Genomic DNA, 17,986 nt, shown 5'->3' with positions numbered 1-17,986 from the left:
CATTTATTTTCCAACCATCTTCGATGGATCGACGTATTCGTCAAATTGCTCTTCGGTCAGCAAGCCTGTTTTCAAAGCGGCTTCTTTTAATGTTGTTCCTTCCGCATGTGCTGTCTTAGCGATTTTTGCTGCGTTTTCGTAACCAATGTATGGATTTAATGCTGTTACAAGCATTAGAGAGTTTTTCACTTTGTGTTCAATTTCTTCTCGATTCGGCTCAATCCCGACTGCGCAATTGTCGTTGAAGCTAATCATGGCATCGCTTAGCAAAGTGACGGATTGAAGGAAGTTGTAAATAATAACTGGCTTAAAAACGTTTAACTCCAAGTTTCCTTGGCTCGCTGAAAAGCCGATCGCCGCGTCATTCCCCATCACTTGCGCAACAACCATTGTAAGTGCTTCGCTTTGCGTTGGGTTTACTTTTCCTGGCATGATTGAACTGCCTGGCTCATTTTCTGGAATCGTAATTTCTCCGATACCGGAGCGTGGTCCGCTTGCGAGCCAACGGATATCATTGGCAATTTTCATTAGATCTGCCGCTAGCGCCTTGATGGCACCATGTGTATATACGACTTCATCATAACTCGTTAAAGAATGGAATTTATTTTGCGCGGATGTAAATTCAATACCGACCGCTTTACTAATTTCAGCCGCTACCCGATCGCCAAATCCAGCTGGTGCATTCAATCCTGTTCCAACTGCCGTTCCGCCAATCGCAAGCTCTTTCATCGATTGCACACTGCCTGCAATCATTTTCTCGGTTTTTTCAAGCATACGGTGCCAACCGCTAATTTCTTGGCCTAATGTAAGCGGAGTAGCGTCTTGTAAGTGCGTACGGCCTATTTTAATAATATCCATAAATGCTTCCGACTTTTTCGCAAAAGTTTCTTTTAGCTTCTGAACCGCTGGAATTAACTGCTCTTCGACAGCTAGGACCCCCGCGACATGAAGCGCTGTCGGGAATGTATCATTGGAGCTTTGCGATTTATTGACATCATCGTTTGGATGAAGACGTTCTTCTTCACCCCACTCCTCTAGCAATTGATTCCCCCGATTGGCAAGCACTTCGTTCATATTCATATTCGATTGTGTACCGCTTCCCGTCTGCCAAACGACTAGTGGAAAATGGTCATCCCATTTGCCCGCAATGACTTCATCCGCCGCTGCACCAATCGCTTTCATTTTCGCTTCGGATAAATTTCCAAGCGCGTGACTTGCAATCGCCGCCGACTTTTTCAAATGAGCAAACGCACGCACAACGCCAAGCGGCATCTTTTCATTGCCAATTTTAAAGTTCTGTTTGCTACGCTGTGTTTGCGCACCCCAAAGCTTATCGGCAGGTACTTTAATTTCACCAAACGTGTCGTGTTCAATACGATACTCCATCATTCATCCACCTTTCGATTATGTACAAACCTATTATCGCACAATTGGCAATCGTATTTCATCTGTTAAATCAACTATTGGTCATGGCAACTTATGACAGATAAATAGAAATATACTGCTTCATTGAAACGCTTTGACATCGGTAGATACGCAAAAAAGACTGCCATTAAATGACAGCCCCTCACTTTATTGCACGGGTATTCAGTATTGCACGTATCTGTGACAGATGCGCATAGCTGTAAAACTGACCAGCTTGAACCGTTTCTTCATACATAAGGGAACAAATTCTTATAATTCCTGTCTCAACGCATTGATCACGTCGATCTTCGTTGCTTTGCGCGCCGGACGCCAGCCAGAAATCATCGCGACACCGATACTAATAGCAGAGGCAATCAGTACAAGTTGCCACGGTATGACCGAAAATGTAACATTCATGCCGCCTAAGTCCTCTTCGCCGAGCGCGGCTGCAACAATGATTGGCAATAGATAGTTGGCAACTGTACTGACGGCGTACGAAATGGCAACAGCTAATAAAGTTCCGACAATGCCGATCCAAGCACTTTCCATGAGAAAAAGACGTTGAATGAGTTTTGGATTTGCGCCGATCGCTTTCATTACGCCAATTTCCCGTGTTCGCTCTGTGACCGCCATCGTCATCGTATTAAAAATGCCGATAGAAGCAATTAAAATGGCGATTGTTCCAACGAAGATGAGACCTGCTTTTAAAGCAAGGAAAAAGACGTCCATTTGTTTTAGCTCATCTGCGATCGAATACACCCAGTAACCCTCTTCTTTTAGTTCATTCGCAAGGGTCGATACGTTTTCCACTTTATCCGCATAGACAGTTACATTGTTATAAATGAACTTGAAGTCCTCTTGTTTTTCCTCTATATGCGCATCATAAATTTCTTCCATCTTTACAAGCATCGCACGATCCGCATAAATGGAGCGATCTTGTTGCCAATCTTTTGCAGGATATTCACCAACACCTACAATCGTAAATGGAATTTCTTCATCAAATACATTGCCAGTTTGATAGTCACCTATTTGATAAATAAACTGTTGTCCAATTAAATCACCATCGTAAGTGACGAATTCGTCATTTTCATTTTCCATTTCCAAATACATGGACGCCCCAAAATCACTGCCGACGACAACTTCATTCGCTTTTTCAGGCAATCTTCCCTCTTTTAATGCAAAGCCTACTCTTGCTTCTTCCGTGAAGTCAGTCACAACAATTTCATGACTCCCTGTATATTCCCCAAGTCTTGAGTGCTGAATGGCATTGATCCGCTGGCGATTTACAACAGCCTTCACATGCGCCATTTCCTTGAAGGCACCGACTTGTTCGCTTGGCTCTTTTGATTCATCGCTTGCATGCACTTGAATTTCAGTTATTATACGATTGGACTGTACTTCATCACGCAATGTTTCATGCAGACCGAAACCAACCGAGGCGAGTACGATCAGGAAGGCAGTCCCCATAGTCGCAGCAAGCACTGTCATGAAAACGCGCAACTTATTTTTCTTTATATGCCGTCGAATAAAATCCACTTGATCCTTAAATTGCACGGGTTACGCCTCCTTCCACTAATTCACCGTCGTGCATCCGGTAAATCCGGTCTGCGGTGTGAGCGACTTCATCGTCATGCGTAATGATGACAAAAGTAATACCACGCGACTTATTTAACGATTGGATAAGCAATAAAACATCCTGCTCTGTTTCCGAGTCCAAACTGCCTGTCGGTTCATCCGCGAAAATGACCGGCGGGTCGGTAATAAGCGCACGGGCAATACTGACTCGCTGCTGTTGTCCACCCGAAAGTTCGTTTGGATAATGATCCTGGACATCTTTTAAACCAACATTATCCATAATTCCCTGCACTTTTTGCTGCCTTTCTTTTTTCCCAATCCCCTTTAATACTAATGGCAATTCAACATTTTCAAATGCGGTAAGTCCCGGCATAAGCTGGAAGTTTTGAAAGACGAAACCATAATGATCTAAACGAAACTTTGCACTTTCTACTTCGCTGAATGCTGATGTTGTAACGTCAGCAACACGTATATCCCCACTGTCGGGCTTCAGAAACCCGGCCATAATGTGCAGCAGCGTCGACTTCCCCGAACCGCTCCGCCCAACAATAGAGACAATCTCCCCAGCCGCTATATCGAAGCTAATTCCTTTTAAAACAGGTACTTGCTTTTCTTTCCCCTTTTTTCCAATTGAAAATGAATGATGTAAATTCCGGACATGAATCATTTTTCTCCTCCAAATTTTTATTAGTATCCATAGTGTAGCGAATGAATCTTAAGGGTTTAGGTAGATAAGTATGAAGAATTTCTTAAGAGTTTGGATGAGGTCTTAGATTTACGTATTTTGGATAGAGGTTTGAATGGACTCATTGAAAACGAATAGAAGCCGTCTCACAAGGAGACGACTTCTGCTTACTTGCTTATTCCTCAGTATCCGCCGCTGTTTCCACTACTTGTTTCGCATTGGATACTTTCACTTCCTGCGTCAGCTGGTCGATGCTCGGGCGAATATTGTTTTTGCCTGCATAATTTTCAAGCATCTCTTTCACGTCAATGCCTGAAGAAGCTTTCAATGATTCTTGCAAAGTAGACATGAGGTTCGTAGCATACGCGGATACTTTATTGGCCCCGCCGCCTTCACCGCCGCCCGTGTCAACGACTGTAATTTTGTCGATATTGGATAATGGGCTTGCGATTTGTTTCGCATATTCTGGCATCATGCGAACAATCATATCAAGAACAGCTGCTTGGCCGTAATGCTCGAACGCTTCGGCAATCTTACGTTTCGCTTCCGCTTCTGCAAGACCTTTCAGACGGATAATATCAGCTTCGGATTCCCCTTGTGCACGTTGGGAGTCGGCTTTCGCTAAACCGTCCAACCGAACTTTTTCGGCGTCAGCTTGCGCGCGTGCTTCGATGCGGTATTTCTCGGCATCCGCTTCCGCAAGCTGTCTAGATTTTTCAGCAGCTGCATTTTGTTCAATCGCATAACGATCCGCGTCCGCCTTTTTCTTTACTTCAGAATCATATTGCCTTTCACGACGCAGAATTTCTTTTTCTTCCAATTCAATTTGCTTTTGTCGCTCAATAATTTGAATTTGCATTTCTTGCTCCATGACTTCCTGTTTCGAGCGGGCAGATTGCAATTCGTAGGCTTGGTCGGCGCGTGCTTTCGCGACATCTTGCTCGAGGCGGTACTCGGCTACTTTTAACTGATTTTCTTTTTCAGCTTCGGCAATTTCTGTTGCACGTTCCAACTCTGCTTTTTGCGCTTCTTTTGCAGCTTCTGCATTTTTAATGCGTGTTTCTTTTTCTGCTTCCGCTGTTGCAATGTCCGCATCTCGCCTCACCTGTGCGATACGCGGCTTCCCAAGGGAATCAAGATAGCCATTTTTATCGCGTACATCTTTGATCGTAAATGAAACAATGATCAGTCCCATTTTCGCAAGATCTTGAGACGCAACACGCTGTACTTCTTGTGAAAACTTATCGCGATTTTTGTAAATTTCTTCAACCGTCATGGAACCAAGAATCGAACGTAAATGCCCTTCCAATACTTCCTTGGCCTCATTTTCACGATCTTCTTTAGACTTTCCTAGAAATTGCTCGGCGGCTGTTGCGATTTCCGAAATGGAACCGCCAATTTTAATAATCGCTGTTCCATCGGCCATCACCGGCACACCTTGTTCTGTATAAACTTCCGGTGTTGTTACTTCCAATTTGCTTGATAATAAACTTAACGGAACAGCCTGTTGGAAAATCGGGAACACGAACGTACCGCCCCCGCGAATGATTTTCACACGATTGCCCGAGTCATCTGTATGGACATTTTTTGTTCCTAAATAACTTCCCGTGACAATCAATGCCTCATCTGGCCCGACCGTCTTATACTTAGAAATATACACAAGTAAAACAGCTAGCAAAATAAATGCAACAATCCCAATCGCAATCCAAATACCCATCTACTTTCCCTCCTCTAATTTACTTGAAGCGGAATGGTTCGTACGCTTTGACGATAAACGTCCCTTCCTTTACTTCAATAATGAGCACTTCCTTGTCATAGTCGATCGCTTCGTTCTCATAACCTGCCGCTCGTTTGGAAAGAATGCCATTGACTGTTTCAATAACAATTTCACCGAATCCATCAGTCGGAATGGGAACGATGACACGCCCAACTTGCCCTGTTAGTGACTCATCGGTATAAGCAAGCGATACTTCGGCTGAACGGAGCGGCAGCAGTACGAAAAAATAAAGTAGAAAATCTAAAATAATCGCAACTACCACAGCAATGATAAGTATCAACATATTGTTCCAATCTGTCGTAAGCTCCAATATGTAACCAACCGCGGCCGTAAATGTCACAAATGAAAGCATGATCGCGGGGTCCAAAAAAGGGCTCGTTTCTCCAATTCCTTCTGCCACATCACTGAAGAATACATATAACAGGGTTGCCATCCCGGCAAGTATAAGGACAGTTAAATAAACGTGAACAATCGGAAATCCAAACAGTTCCATTTCAACACCTCCATTTTCGCTGCTTAGTTAGTTATACGAAGTACCTTCACCATTGGTTTCAAATATTTTCTCATATTTTTAAAAATTACCATTGGGATGCGTTAAGTTTTAGACAGATTAGGGTATTCTACTAAATGCGTTCATTTGTAAAATTCTTGTAAATTTCTTATGTTTTTTGTCGAATACCGCCCAAAAATTGATATGATGAAGAGCGGTCAAAAAATTTCCAGTAACGGATGGAGGCACTATAATGTTTAGTTCAAAAAAAACCGATCCTTTTTTCGCGGCATTACTTTCAATCGCAGAAAATGTGCAAGAAGCAATGCATTATGCGAATGACTTCAAAATACAAAATGCAGCAGATCTAAAGGAAGTAAGTATTAAGCTCAAAAATTATGAAACAGCAGGGGACGAACTCATTCATGATCTAATCGCAAGGTTAAATAAATCATTTATGACACCGATCGAACGGGAAGATATTTTGCAGTTGGCGATCAAAATGGACGATGTGATTGACGGCGTAGAGGCATTTGTCGCTCACCTAGAAATGTATTCTCTCATTGAAATTAATGAATACATACAAAAATTTATGGATAATATCGTGAAAAGCTCCGACGAAATTGTTAAAGCGATGCAACTGCTCGCACGCAGAAAGCTTGAAGCTATGCGGGAGCACGCTGTCTTGATCAAAGAATACGAGCGTATTTGTGATGAAGTTTTTAGAACGTCGATCAAGCAATTATTCATTACAGAACAGGATCCGATTCGCATCATTCAATTTAAAGACATTTACGAGCAATTGGAAGATATTGCCGATCACTGTCAAGACGTTGCCAACACAATTGAAACAATTATTATGCGAAACGCATAAAGATGGGAGATTAAATGGATACGATTCTCTTCCTAACGATTCTCGTTGTTATTTTCGCACTTGCTTTTGACTTTATTAATGGGTTTCATGATACAGCAAATGCCATTGCAACATCTGTATCGACACGAGCTTTAAAGCCGCGTGTTGCTATTATGATGGCGGCTACCATGAACTTTGTCGGCGCCATCACATTCACAGGGGTCGCCAAAACAATTTCCAAAGATATTGTCGATCCATTTGTTTTGGAAAATGGTTCACTTGTTATATTAGCAGCGCTCACAGCAGCCATTGCATGGAATTTAATTACCTGGTATTACGGCATTCCTTCTAGCTCCTCCCATGCATTGATTGGCTCGATTGCGGGGGCGGCCATTTCCGCGGCGGGATTTGGTATTCTAAATTACACAGGCTTTATGAAAATTTTACAAGCACTGATCTTTTCTCCATTTATTGCATTAGCGGGCGGCTTTCTCATGATGTCATTGTTTAAGGTCATCTTTAAAAATCGTAATTTATTCAAAGCGAATACGCGCTTTCGTTATATGCAAATCGGAACTGCTGCTCTTCAATCGTTTACGCATGGGACAAACGATGCCCAAAAAGCAATGGGGATCATTACAATGGCCTTGATTGCAGCGGATCTCCAATCAGGAGATGATATTCAATTATGGGTCCGAATCGCCGCGGCAGTTGCAATGGGGATTGGAACTGCAATGGGTGGATATAAAATTATTAAAACAGTTGGCGGTAAAATTATGAAAATCCGTCCTGTTAACGGGGCGGCGGCAGACTTATCCTCTGCGATTATCATTTTCGGTGCTACGCTTATCCATTTGCCTGTTAGTACAACACACGTCATTTCATCCGCGATTATGGGGGTTGGAACTGCACAGCGTGTAAAAGGAGTTAAGTGGGGCGTTGCGCAAAAAATTGTCATGACGTGGATCATCACTTTGCCGATCTCCGCGACAATTGCAGCAATCGTTTACCAAATCCTCAATTTAGTCTTCTCACAGTTATCTATGTGAAGATCATTTGAAAAGATGAAAACGTTTTTAACATTTTCCTTGCACTACCCATTCCAATCTGTTATGATAGAGGAGAATTATTTTTGTTCGGTACGAAGGTCTCGATTACTTCTTGACCGCTTCAAGACTTGAGCAAGGATAGTAACACAATGTGTGCAAGTGCGCACGAGGAGGAAACAAACATGGAACAAGGTAAAGTAAAATGGTTTAACGCAGAAAAAGGTTTTGGATTCATCGAGCGTGAAGATGGCGACGACGTATTCGTACACTTCTCAGCAATCCAAGGCGAAGGCTTCAAAACTCTTGAAGAAGGCCAGGACGTATCTTTCGAAATCGAGCAAGGTCAACGCGGTCTACAAGCTACAAACGTTACAAAAAACTAATTTGACTTTTGAAATCCACTTCCTTCGGGGAGTGGATTTTTTTTGTGTTTTTCTCTTCCCCTTCAACACCCCCCAATCTCAAGACATTCATTCTTCTTTCCGTTATTATAGAAGAATAAGGTTTAACTTGATTCAATTGTCCCTCTGCTTCCACGATGGTGGGAACCGACAGGTGTAAGGGATCAAGTGATAGAAAGGAAGGATCATATGCGTCCGCTCGCAAAATTTGTTACGAGTGTCCCAAAATATATCATCGCCGCTTGGGTCGTTATTTTTGTCGGTTTGGCCATTTTTGCTGTTCGACTGCCAAGCTACTTACAAGGCGATGGATTTGAAATGAAAGGCGAACATGCAGAAGTGATGGACATCGTTTCTGATCAGTTCGACATGCCTGCCGAAACAATGTTTCTCGTATTTGACGGCGTTTCTGATGCCAAAATTCAAGAAACGCTGACGACAGTTGAAGAACTAGGTGTTACGTCTGACAGTGTTTCGCCGCTCGATGTAGAAAAACAATATACAGCAAATGTTTCCTATGCGATGTTGCATTTTGACAATGATGACCTGGATATGTCCCAAGTCGTCACACAAATCCGTGATGCGATTGGCGATGAGAAAGGCGTTACGCTTACGGGTGCTTCCGCCATTTCAAAAGATATTAATACCGCTAGCCAACGTGATTTAATGACGGCAGAAGCGATCGGGCTGCCCATTGCGATCATTATTCTTCTTTTCGCGTTTGGAACTGTCGTTGCCTCATTCGTTCCGATACTAATTGGCGTTGTGACGGTCGTGACTTCTTTTGGCGTCCTAACGCTAATCGGCAGCAAACTAGATTTGTCCATTTTTGTGTTAAACATTATTCCGATGCTCGGTCTTGCGTTAAGCATCGATTTTGCCTTGCTCTTTATTAGCCGTTACCGAGAGGAGCGCAGGAAAAGTGCCATTCAAGAAGCAGTCTCTACGACCGTTCGAACCGCTGGCAGGTCTATCATTTTTTCAGCATTTTGTGTATTTATCGGCCTTGGCGCTATGTTTATCATTCGCGTCGCCATTTTCCAAAACATTGCACTTGGCGGCATGATCGTTGTCGGCATGGCTGTCCTCAGTTCGGTTACGTTATTGCCTGCACTTCTCATGACACTTGGAGATCGGATTGAAAAATGGCAGCTGTTGAAAGTGAAAACAAATGGTTCCGATCGTTGGCGTGATTTTGCGAATGGCGTCATTAAACGTCCAGTACTCATCACTTCGATCGCCGTCGTTTTACTGAGCATCGCGATCATTCCAGTAAAAAACATGGAATTGACGATCCCGCAAATTGATTCATTACCTAAGTCATATGATACAAGACAAGCCTATGAGCTCATAGAAAAAACGTTTGAAATGGATCGGCAATCATCCCTCTATCTCGTTGCAGAACGGGCAAATGGCTGGGATGATGAAGCTGGACTGCAATCGATGAAGCAATTAGAAGATGCACTAACAGCGGATCCGCTCGTCGATCAAGTGCAAACCATTTTTACAGCAAGCAAAATCGACACTGCCCAGCAATGGGAACAAGCGATGCAAATGCCCCAAATGGCTTCATCCCTTACACCGCTTTTAGACACTTTTGTCAATGGGGATTTACTGTTAATCCCAGTGACGATTAGCGCCAAAGGATCATCTGAAGCAGCGCAAGATTGGGTGCGCGACTGGTCGGCGAAGGAGACCGAATGGAATTTGCGTATCGGCGGACATCCAAAGTTCAACCAAGAAATATTCGATGAAATTTGGGACAAGATTTGGATTGCCTTGGGCGTGGTCGTCGCTACGACATTTGTCATTTTAATGATCGCTTTCAGATCTATTTTAATACCGATTAAAGCAATTGCGATGAATGTCATCGGGCTTGCCTCAACATTCGGCATCCTCGTGTACATTTTCCAATATGGACATTTTGGCATGGAAGCCGGAACGATCGCACTCATTATTCCAGTGCTCGTCTTTAGCCTCGTTTTCGGTTTAAGTATGGACTATGAAGTATTTCTGATTTCACGCATGCAAGAGGAATATGCCAACACGTATGACAATGATTATTCAACAGTTGAAGGGCTTGCAACAACAAGTAAAATTATTACTTCTGCCGCTCTCATTATGATCGTCATCACCGGCGCTTTCGCATTCACTGACGTCTTGCCCGTTAAGCAAATTGGCGTCGGCATCGCCGTCGCAGTTGCGATCGATGCGACAATTATTCGATTGCTTCTCGTGCCTAGCCTTATGAAACTGTTCGGCAAATGGAACTGGTGGCTGCCATTTCGAAAAGGACCTTATAAAGCCGGGAATTGGCACTCATGAAGTAATCAAACAAAGACATATGACACACCAGGCAATTTCGGTTGGTGCCAGGCACCAAAAAGATGAAATATCACTCTAGCGGTGGATATTTCATCTTTTTTTCTGTCGGAACAACTTTTACTTTGTCAAAGTCACCTTCCGATACGACCAAATACATTGGACGGCTATTGTTTTTTGTATAATAATAATTATAGCGGAATCCTGGATCATCCTTATAGGAAACCATTACAATGAGCCTCCGTCCGTCTCTTGAGATATTCTTAATCTTCTTTTGATCAATCATGGATTTTGAGATCCCTTGTTCTTCGATATACTGTTCAAATTCTTTTTCCGCTAAGTCCCATTGGCCCCGTGCCGAGAAACCATGCCACCCCAGAACTAATAGGGCGATTAGGAATAATACTATTGTGAATCTCATTATGCTCCCCCCATGATAGATTTACGGGCGCTTCTAAAAAAAGTTTCAACGTATCGGGAAGTCAAAGTTTATTCAAATCTATTGCATAGAACTGTGCATCCTAAAGAACTAGGACAAACGATGTGCCCTAGTTAAGAAATTTTATATTCGATAGTAGAAAACGATTCGAACCCAGTTTCGCCTTTATCAAACGTCGCCATCATTGTGAAATAGATGACTGCCACTACAATGAGGACAAAAAGAACAAGTCCGATGACGAGATGACTCCCCTTCATGCGCACCCGTCGCCTCCCTTGCCAGGCGAAAACCGTTCTTCCCTTAAATAATCAACGGCCTCTTCATAATCCCCAAAGCTATCTTCCAAATTTTCACCATGATACACATTCCAAGCGTCCATTTCTTCCTTTAACACCAACTGTTCTCCTTCTGGATTTGTCCAAAACTCTACAATCGGCTCTCCGTCAGACTTTTCCGTAGATAATGCATCGATCGCGTCGCGAATAATCGTCCGCAACTCCTCTTCCGTCGCCTCCCGAATATTCACAAGGCCTCGGTCGTCGGACGCGTAACCCGGAATGCCCGATACGTAAACAAAGCCATTGCCATTCGGGTGTAAATGTTGAACGACAATCGTTTTATCATACACACTGTCTTCATAATGATAATTGACCCGTTTCATCGACACGTCTTTTCGTGTCAGTTCAGGAAATGATTCAATAATCGCTTGCTTTTGTTCAAATGTTAGCATAGTTCCACTCTTTTCCATTTAGTTTTTTTCAGTATATCATCATTCATCGTGTCTTCCATTCAATAAAAATGACGACCAACACGATCATGGCGATCGCTATCACATAAAATCCACTTGGCGTACTGCTAATCCCACCAAACATCCTTTCATTCCCCTTCCGTTAACCGTTCAATCCCGAAATAATTGACAAATCAACTGTCACTTGCCGAATATTGGTTTGCAAAGCTTCTTTTACTTTCTTCTCACCCGCACCCCATGAGAGCGGCGTCATGCGAATGAGCGGTTCCAGCAATTCAGGTGTCAGCGGAAATTGATACGTCAGCCGCGTTGTTTCCACTTCTTCAAAATGCGCCCCAAAACGTTCAATAGGATCCGCGGAGTTCGCTTGATCGCTTTTCCCGTCATAAAAAATTGTTCTCAATTCCTGTAAATAGCCACTTTCAGGAACTACTTTCAGACACATTCCCCCTGGCTTTAATACCCTTGTGAATTCTGCAAAATTAGCAGGTGATAAAATATTGACGATAAAGTCAAATTCCCCGCTTCCAAATGGGCACTTCGCAAGATCAGCGACTGCCCAAATCGAGCCTGGATGCATTTTTGCGGCAGCCTCGATGCCTTCTTTTGCCAGATCAATCCCCACGCCTGTTAAATTGTTCAAACGTGTGCAAATAGCCGACAAGTGAGAACCTTCTCCACATCCCGCATCCAATAGAAGGGCGGAGTGTTCCCCGTTTCTTGCCACCTTTATATTTTCCGTGATCCGAGAAATAATTGGGTCAAAAAAACCGCTCGCCATCACTATTTTCCTTGCCTGAAATAGGGACTTATCATACTTCGTTCCGGAAGCTTGCGGTGCTAAATTGACATAACCATTTTTAGATAAATCAAAGGAGTGGTTGTTTAAACAAACAAGTTTTGCATACTCTAGCAAATCCATGTCAGATGAACAGATCGGACAACTCAATATTGGGCTGTTGTTTTCGATGACACGCGCATTTTTCATTTTTTTCGAAACCATCATATTTTCACGCTCCGCGCATTTGTTATTGTACAAGTATATCGTTTTTCCTGACAGACTGGAAATTCGGAACCTCTAATGGCTATGAGCGTCTTACTTCTACCTGAAACAGCAAGGAGGTACAATAAGCTTAAGGGGGGAAATCCGATGAGAAGACTATTCCTTTTAGCACTTTTTGCAGGTTTACTTTATATCGCAAAACCTATCTGGGAAGAACCTGTCTCAAAAATTGTCGACCTTTCATTTTTCGACACCATTGACGAACAGGTCAATACCCTTTTAAATAATCAATCGGTGCATACCGCCGTTCAATACATTCGAGATACAGCCGATAAAGCGGCTCTTTTTATATCATCACCTTCGGTGGATCAAGAGAAACTAGCACCCGATGTCAAAATTCCGATTTTAGAAAAGCCGCCAAGTGGAGAAATCGCCATTCATAACATTGTGCTTGGCAGTTCTGAAGAAAATGTGAGAACAGAACTAGGCGATCCGCAGCGCGTTTCTGTGAACGAATACGGCACGGAATGGGAAACGTATCATGATCGTTATCATAATTTCGTTATGATTTCATTTGACGAGCTGCGAAACGTCAATGCGATTTACACAAACGATCGCCTTATTTCCACTTCCGCAGGCATCCAATACGGCTCATCCAAATCAGATGTCCGAACTGCATTTGGTGACCCGATTAAAGAGATTCGAAAAGGCCTGCACATTTTCATTTTACAAGACAGCGAAGAATACGATGTCTTTAAGTCAGGCGATACGTATACGTATGTTTTTTATGATCTCCATAAAAACGATACCGTAACAGCCGTTCAACTGATCTCAGCCTCTCTGGAACGGAGAAAAGCCGGTATTTACGCCGGCGGTAATGACGCGCTTAGAAAAGGATTTGAGCAGCAGCTGTTTGACTTAACGAATGCTGCGCGTGTGCGGAACGGACTTTCTGTACTTCAGTGGGACGAACTTGTTTCCGGGACGGCTCGTAAGCATAGTGAAGATATGGCGGTAAAAAATTATTTCAGCCATACAAATCAAGAAGGAAAATCGCCATTTGATCGGATGCAGTATGATGGCATTTTATTTTCCAGTGCGGGAGAAAACCTTGCCTATGGTCAGCCTAGTAGCATTTTTGCGCATGAAGGCTTGATGAATTCAGAAGGACATCGTAAAAATATTTTGCAAGGTCATTTCAGTCATCTTGGGACTGGCGTTGCATTCAATGAAAAGTCACAACCGTATTACACTGAAAAATTTTTCTCAAAATAAAATGGGATACCCTAGAGGTGACTGGCACCACGATACACTTTCAAAATATCGTATCACCTTCATTTTTGATACGATATTTAGTGTTCAATGGTGTCCGACGCTTCGCTCTAGGACATCCCTTTTCATTTTATTTCGCTTTGACAACTGCACAAGCAATCCGATCGCCGGAATTTCCTGATGGATCTGTTTTATAGTCATCTTCGTTTGCATGGATGACAAGTGCGCTGCCATCTCGATCGAGCAATGAATTTTTTTGACCCATTTCTAACGTGACGTCTTTCAACTCCAACTCGGCTGACACTCGTCCATTTGCATCCACTTCAATGTTAGGTAAATCCCCTAAATGGAACCCTTTTGGATTATCAAAGCCATGTTCTCGATGGGCTGGATTTAAATGTCCGCCTGCCGAGGTGAAAGTAGGTGGTGTACAAACGCCCGTTTCATGAATATGGATACCTTTCTTACCCGGCGGCAGCCCTTCCGCGATGACAGCGATCGTCACGCCGTCTTTCCCTTCAACAAAGCTCACTTCGCCGATCTTCTCATTTTTTGTATTAATCAACGGCGCCACAGCCATTTGTTCGCTTCCTCCGCTGACTGGAACTTTCATATTATTGCTACCGCATCCACTGACCAGCAGTAAGGTCATGATAACGATGAATAAGATGATCTTTTGTTTCATCTGACATCCTCCTTTTGTTTCTATACTAAGAAGGATGTCCTAATTAGATACTTTTTATCATATTTGGGAAATGTTTACGGAATAGCCCAATCCTGTCGTCAAAGAATTCACCATGACCAGAAAAAAAGCCACTGTTAACTCCATTAATTTATGGAATCAACAGTGGTTTTTTACTTAAGCCAATACTAGTTTTTCGAGATCAAGTGGTGCGATGTACGTACCTTCTTTGTACACACGCATATTCCCACCAGAAATTTCATCGATTAAAATAATATCACCTGTTTGACTGTCACGGCCAAACTCTAGTTTAATGTCGTACAAGTCGAGACCCTTTTCAGCAAGTGTATCTTTCACGACATTCGAAATTTGCTTCGTCAACGCCTCAAGCGTATCGTATTCTTCATTCGTCAAAATATCGAGCTGCGCTAAGCCATCTTTTGAAATTGGCGGATCATTGCGCTCATCGTCTTTAATCGTTACTTCAACAAAAGCGTCCAGCACTTGTCCTTCTTCACAATACGCACCATAGCGGCGTAAGAAACTGCCTACTGCGCGGTATCTGCAAATGACCTCCAAGCCATTTCCGAACATCGTTGCCGCCTTTACTGTCATCGTCACATCCTCAATATTCGCATCGATGTAATGGCTTGGAATGCCTTCTTCCGCCATTTTTTCAAAGAAAAATGTTGTCATCCGGAGCCCCGACTGTCCTGCTCCTTCAATCGTTAAACCAACTGTATTGGCACCCGGGTCAAATACGCCATCTTCCCCAGTCACATCATCTTTAAATTTTAAGAGAATGTTACCGTCTTCTAATTTGTACACATCTTTCGTTTTACCTTTATAAATGAGTTCCATGGACAAGTTCCTTTCCACTCAAATAGTCGTTCTTTCTTTAGTATAAATGAATTTCACGGGAAGAAAAAGAAAAGTTTCCCGAAACTTGACGGGCGTCAAGGTCTATTCATAAAAAATATCTTATTCTTAAGTCAGAAGAACAAAGGGAGGAAAACAAAATGAAAAAAGCTGTCTTTACACTTGAACCGCTTAGCTGTCCATCTTGCATTAAGAAAATTGAAAGTACTTTATCAAAATTGAACGGGGTCCAAGAAGCGAAAGTGCTATTCAACTCAAGCAAAGCGCGTGTTATGTTCGATGCAGAAACCATTCAGGCGGATGAACTTCAAAATACGATCGTTAAACTAGGTTATCCTGTATTATCGCAAAAAGTTTCATAAGCTGAAGGAAACGGGCTGAACCTCCGTTTCCTTTTTTATTGGAATGAAGGGAATTTTCCCCAACGACTTGATGGACATCAAGGTTTCTTTTACCGAAACACTTTAAGCTAGAGATAGATAGAAGGTACAAAATTTAAAAACTAAAGGAGAGATTGGTATGAATGCCAAAAGAACATCTCAAATTACAGCTGTCACTGGCATTTTGCTTGCCGTAGCTATCGGGCTTCACATCATCGGCCTCCATGAATGGAGACAGCTATTGCTAATCCTAGCAACAATTATTGCTGGCATTCCGATCACTATCAAAGCATTCAAAGCACTGCGAATGAAAGCATTCAGCATCGAGCTTCTTGTCACGATCGCCGTTGTGGGTGCATTGTTCATCGGGGAATATGTCGAATCTGCCGCTGTTACTTTTCTATTTTTATTCGGTGCGTATCTGGAAGCACGTACATTGGAAAAAACCCGTTCTTCCTTAAAAGCATTAGTGGATCTGGCACCGTTAGAAGCGACTGTCGTCCGTGACGGCACAACGATGACCGTTTCCGTCGACGATGTAGAAGTCGGTGACCGTGTCATCATCCGTTCCGGTGAGAAAGTTGCAGTAGATGGCTCAATTATCACAGGTACTGCCACGTTGAATGAAGCTGCCATTACCGGCGAATCCGTTCCCGCTTCCAAAACAATTGACGACCGTGTATTTAGCGGAACGATCGTGGATAACGGATTTATCGAAATCATTGCGGAACGTGTCGGCGACGATACGACATTCGCACGCATTATCGAACTCGTTGAAGAAGCGCAAGAATCACAATCGAAAACACAGAAGTTTTTAGATCGATTCGCGAATATTTACACCCCTTCCATCGTTATCTTATCCATACTTGTCTATATCTTTACACGCAATATCGAAATGACACTCACATTCCTCGTCATCGCATGTCCCGGCGCACTTGTCATTTCGGCACCCGTCTCCATCGTTGCCGGTATCGGAAATGGCGCAAGAAATGGCGTCCTTATTAAGGGCGGCGACATTATGGAAAAACTTGCAAAAATCGACACGGTTGTTTTTGATAAAACAGGCACGTTAACACGCGGACGCCCAGAAGTAACGGATATCCACGCGTTCACGGGAAATGAAGAAGACTTGCTTCGCATCGTTGCAGAAGCTGAAATGATTTCTGAACACCATCTTGGCCAAACGATTGTCAAAGAAGCGAAAAACCGCAACATCGAGCTCATGAATGAGCCTGAAGACGCCGAGGTAATAAAAGGAAACGGGATCCGTGCTCGCATTGAAGGCAAACAACTTGTCATCGGTAACCGTAAATTAATGGCTTCTGAAGGAATCATTATTGATGATGTTGCAGAAGACTATGCGGTACAACGTGAAAAAACCGGCAACACAGCGATCTTCGCAAGCATTGACGGTGTGATCGCGGGTATCTTTTCAATCGCTGACAAAATCCGTCCTGAAGCAGAAGAAGCACTTCAGCAACTGCGCACAAATGGCATCAAACAAATCATTATGCTGACAGGTGATAACCGCCATACGGCAGAACTTGTCGGAGCCCAATTAGGACTCGACGAAGTGCATGCGGAGCTGCTTCCAGAAGACAAAGTAGCAATGGTACAAAAACTGAAAAACAAAGGTCGCCATGTTGCAATGGCGGGCGATGGCATTAATGATGCACCAGCAATCGCAACAGCTGATATTGGTCTTGCGATGGGTGAAGGCGGAACGGACATTTCAATGGAAACCGCTGATATTGTCCTCATGGCTGATCGATTGGATCAATTCGCACATGCCTATTCCCTCTCGAAAGCAACCGTTCGCAACATGAAACAAAACACTTTCATCGCAGTTGGAACAGTTGTCTTACTTCTTGCAGGCGTCTTACTCGGAAAAGTATTCCTCGCGTCCGGCATGCTTATTCATGAATTAAGCGTACTAGCCGTTATTGTAAACGCCGTCCGATTAATTCGGTATAATGGAAAAAAGAAACGAGTAAGTCGACATGTTCCAGAACCATTAATAGAGTGAG

The 17,986-nt window shown here is 43.1% G+C and carries 18 protein-coding genes; 7 read left to right on the top strand and 11 right to left on the bottom strand.

Annotated features, from left to right (window positions below; genetic code table 11):
- Positions 1 to 3: 3 nt before the first annotated feature.
- The 5 genes from fumC to AU377_RS10990 all read right to left on the bottom strand — a co-directional run bounded on the left by fumC (position 4) and on the right by AU377_RS10990 (position 5,934).
- Positions 4 to 1,386 carry a class II fumarate hydratase gene (gene fumC / locus AU377_RS11010; protein ID WP_067407807.1) on the bottom strand — a complete coding sequence of 461 codons (1,383 nt, stop codon included), beginning with the start codon at positions 1,384 to 1,386 and terminating at the stop codon, positions 4 to 6.
- 288 nt (positions 1,387 to 1,674) lie between these two features.
- A complete protein-coding gene (locus AU377_RS11005) occupies positions 1,675 to 2,958 on the bottom strand; it encodes an ABC transporter permease (protein WP_067407806.1) in 1,284 nt (427 codons plus the stop codon).
- Positions 2,948 to 3,646 (bottom strand): ABC transporter ATP-binding protein, encoded by a 699-nt coding sequence (locus AU377_RS11000; RefSeq protein ID WP_067407805.1) that lies wholly within the window; start codon positions 3,644 to 3,646, stop codon positions 2,948 to 2,950. Before AU377_RS11000 ends, AU377_RS11005 begins: the two co-directional genes overlap by 11 nt.
- Before the next feature lie 193 nt (positions 3,647 to 3,839).
- A complete protein-coding gene (locus AU377_RS10995) occupies positions 3,840 to 5,381 on the bottom strand; it encodes a flotillin family protein (RefSeq protein WP_067407804.1) in 1,542 nt (513 codons plus the stop codon).
- A gap of 19 nt (positions 5,382 to 5,400) precedes the next feature.
- On the bottom strand, positions 5,401 to 5,934 hold the full coding sequence (locus tag AU377_RS10990; protein ID WP_067407803.1) for an NfeD family protein: 534 nt from the start codon (positions 5,932 to 5,934) through the stop codon (positions 5,401 to 5,403).
- 250 nt (positions 5,935 to 6,184) lie between these two features.
- On the opposite strand from AU377_RS10990, the gene AU377_RS10985 reads away from it, so the two are divergent.
- From AU377_RS10985 to AU377_RS10970, 4 genes are all read left to right on the top strand, one after another.
- Entirely contained in the window at positions 6,185 to 6,805 is a 621-nt protein-coding gene (locus AU377_RS10985) for a DUF47 domain-containing protein (protein ID WP_067407802.1), read from the top strand.
- A gap of 14 nt (positions 6,806 to 6,819) precedes the next feature.
- Positions 6,820 to 7,833, top strand: coding sequence for an inorganic phosphate transporter (locus AU377_RS10980; RefSeq protein ID WP_067407801.1), 1,014 nt, complete (start codon positions 6,820 to 6,822; stop codon positions 7,831 to 7,833).
- Between the two features lie 182 nt (positions 7,834 to 8,015).
- The gene (locus AU377_RS10975) at positions 8,016 to 8,216 is read left to right on the top strand and encodes a cold-shock protein (protein ID WP_067407800.1); all 201 of its coding nucleotides are present in this window, start codon (positions 8,016 to 8,018) and stop codon (positions 8,214 to 8,216) included.
- 207 nt (positions 8,217 to 8,423) lie between these two features.
- Complete coding sequence (locus tag AU377_RS10970; protein ID WP_067407799.1) at positions 8,424 to 10,559, top strand: MMPL family transporter; 2,136 nt, start codon at positions 8,424 to 8,426, stop codon at positions 10,557 to 10,559.
- 70 nt (positions 10,560 to 10,629) lie between these two features.
- Here AU377_RS10970 and AU377_RS10965 read toward each other — a convergent pair whose 3' ends face one another.
- From AU377_RS10965 to AU377_RS10955, 4 genes are all read right to left on the bottom strand, one after another.
- The gene (locus AU377_RS10965) at positions 10,630 to 10,977 is read right to left on the bottom strand and encodes a DUF3139 domain-containing protein (RefSeq protein ID WP_067407798.1); all 348 of its coding nucleotides are present in this window, start codon (positions 10,975 to 10,977) and stop codon (positions 10,630 to 10,632) included.
- Between the two features lie 131 nt (positions 10,978 to 11,108).
- Positions 11,109 to 11,258 (bottom strand): hypothetical protein, encoded by a 150-nt coding sequence (locus AU377_RS15545; RefSeq protein ID WP_156450431.1) that lies wholly within the window; start codon positions 11,256 to 11,258, stop codon positions 11,109 to 11,111.
- Positions 11,249 to 11,725: a hypothetical protein gene (locus tag AU377_RS10960; RefSeq protein ID WP_067407797.1), complete on the bottom strand. Its 477-nt coding sequence runs from the start codon at positions 11,723 to 11,725 to the stop codon at positions 11,249 to 11,251. The genes AU377_RS15545 and AU377_RS10960 overlap by 10 nt, the downstream gene beginning before the upstream one ends.
- Positions 11,726 to 11,885: 160 nt before the next feature.
- Complete coding sequence (locus tag AU377_RS10955) at positions 11,886 to 12,749, bottom strand: methyltransferase domain-containing protein (RefSeq protein ID WP_067407796.1); 864 nt, start codon at positions 12,747 to 12,749, stop codon at positions 11,886 to 11,888.
- 144 nt (positions 12,750 to 12,893) lie between these two features.
- Here AU377_RS10955 and AU377_RS10950 point away from each other — a divergent pair, with 144 nt between their 5' ends.
- A complete protein-coding gene (locus AU377_RS10950) occupies positions 12,894 to 14,021 on the top strand; it encodes a CAP-associated domain-containing protein (RefSeq protein WP_067407795.1) in 1,128 nt (375 codons plus the stop codon).
- A gap of 127 nt (positions 14,022 to 14,148) precedes the next feature.
- Here AU377_RS10950 and AU377_RS10945 read toward each other — a convergent pair whose 3' ends face one another.
- Both AU377_RS10945 and AU377_RS10940 read right to left on the bottom strand, forming a co-directional pair.
- On the bottom strand, positions 14,149 to 14,703 hold the full coding sequence (locus AU377_RS10945; protein WP_067407794.1) for a superoxide dismutase family protein: 555 nt from the start codon (positions 14,701 to 14,703) through the stop codon (positions 14,149 to 14,151).
- A gap of 174 nt (positions 14,704 to 14,877) precedes the next feature.
- Positions 14,878 to 15,561: a phosphoribosylaminoimidazolesuccinocarboxamide synthase gene (locus AU377_RS10940; RefSeq protein ID WP_067407793.1), complete on the bottom strand. Its 684-nt coding sequence runs from the start codon at positions 15,559 to 15,561 to the stop codon at positions 14,878 to 14,880.
- 158 nt (positions 15,562 to 15,719) lie between these two features.
- On the opposite strand from AU377_RS10940, the gene AU377_RS10935 reads away from it, so the two are divergent.
- Both AU377_RS10935 and AU377_RS10930 read left to right on the top strand, forming a co-directional pair.
- The gene (locus tag AU377_RS10935; RefSeq protein WP_067407792.1) at positions 15,720 to 15,941 is read left to right on the top strand and encodes a heavy-metal-associated domain-containing protein; all 222 of its coding nucleotides are present in this window, start codon (positions 15,720 to 15,722) and stop codon (positions 15,939 to 15,941) included.
- Positions 15,942 to 16,098: 157 nt separating this feature from the next.
- Positions 16,099 to 17,985: a cation-translocating P-type ATPase gene (locus AU377_RS10930; protein WP_067407791.1), complete on the top strand. Its 1,887-nt coding sequence runs from the start codon at positions 16,099 to 16,101 to the stop codon at positions 17,983 to 17,985.
- Position 17,986 lies beyond the last annotated feature (1 nt).

Source organism: Sporosarcina sp. HYO08 (assembly GCF_001563475.1).
In the GTDB taxonomy this organism is placed as follows: domain Bacteria; phylum Bacillota; class Bacilli; order Bacillales_A; family Planococcaceae; genus Sporosarcina.
This window is presented reverse-complemented; position numbering and strand designations above follow the sequence as displayed.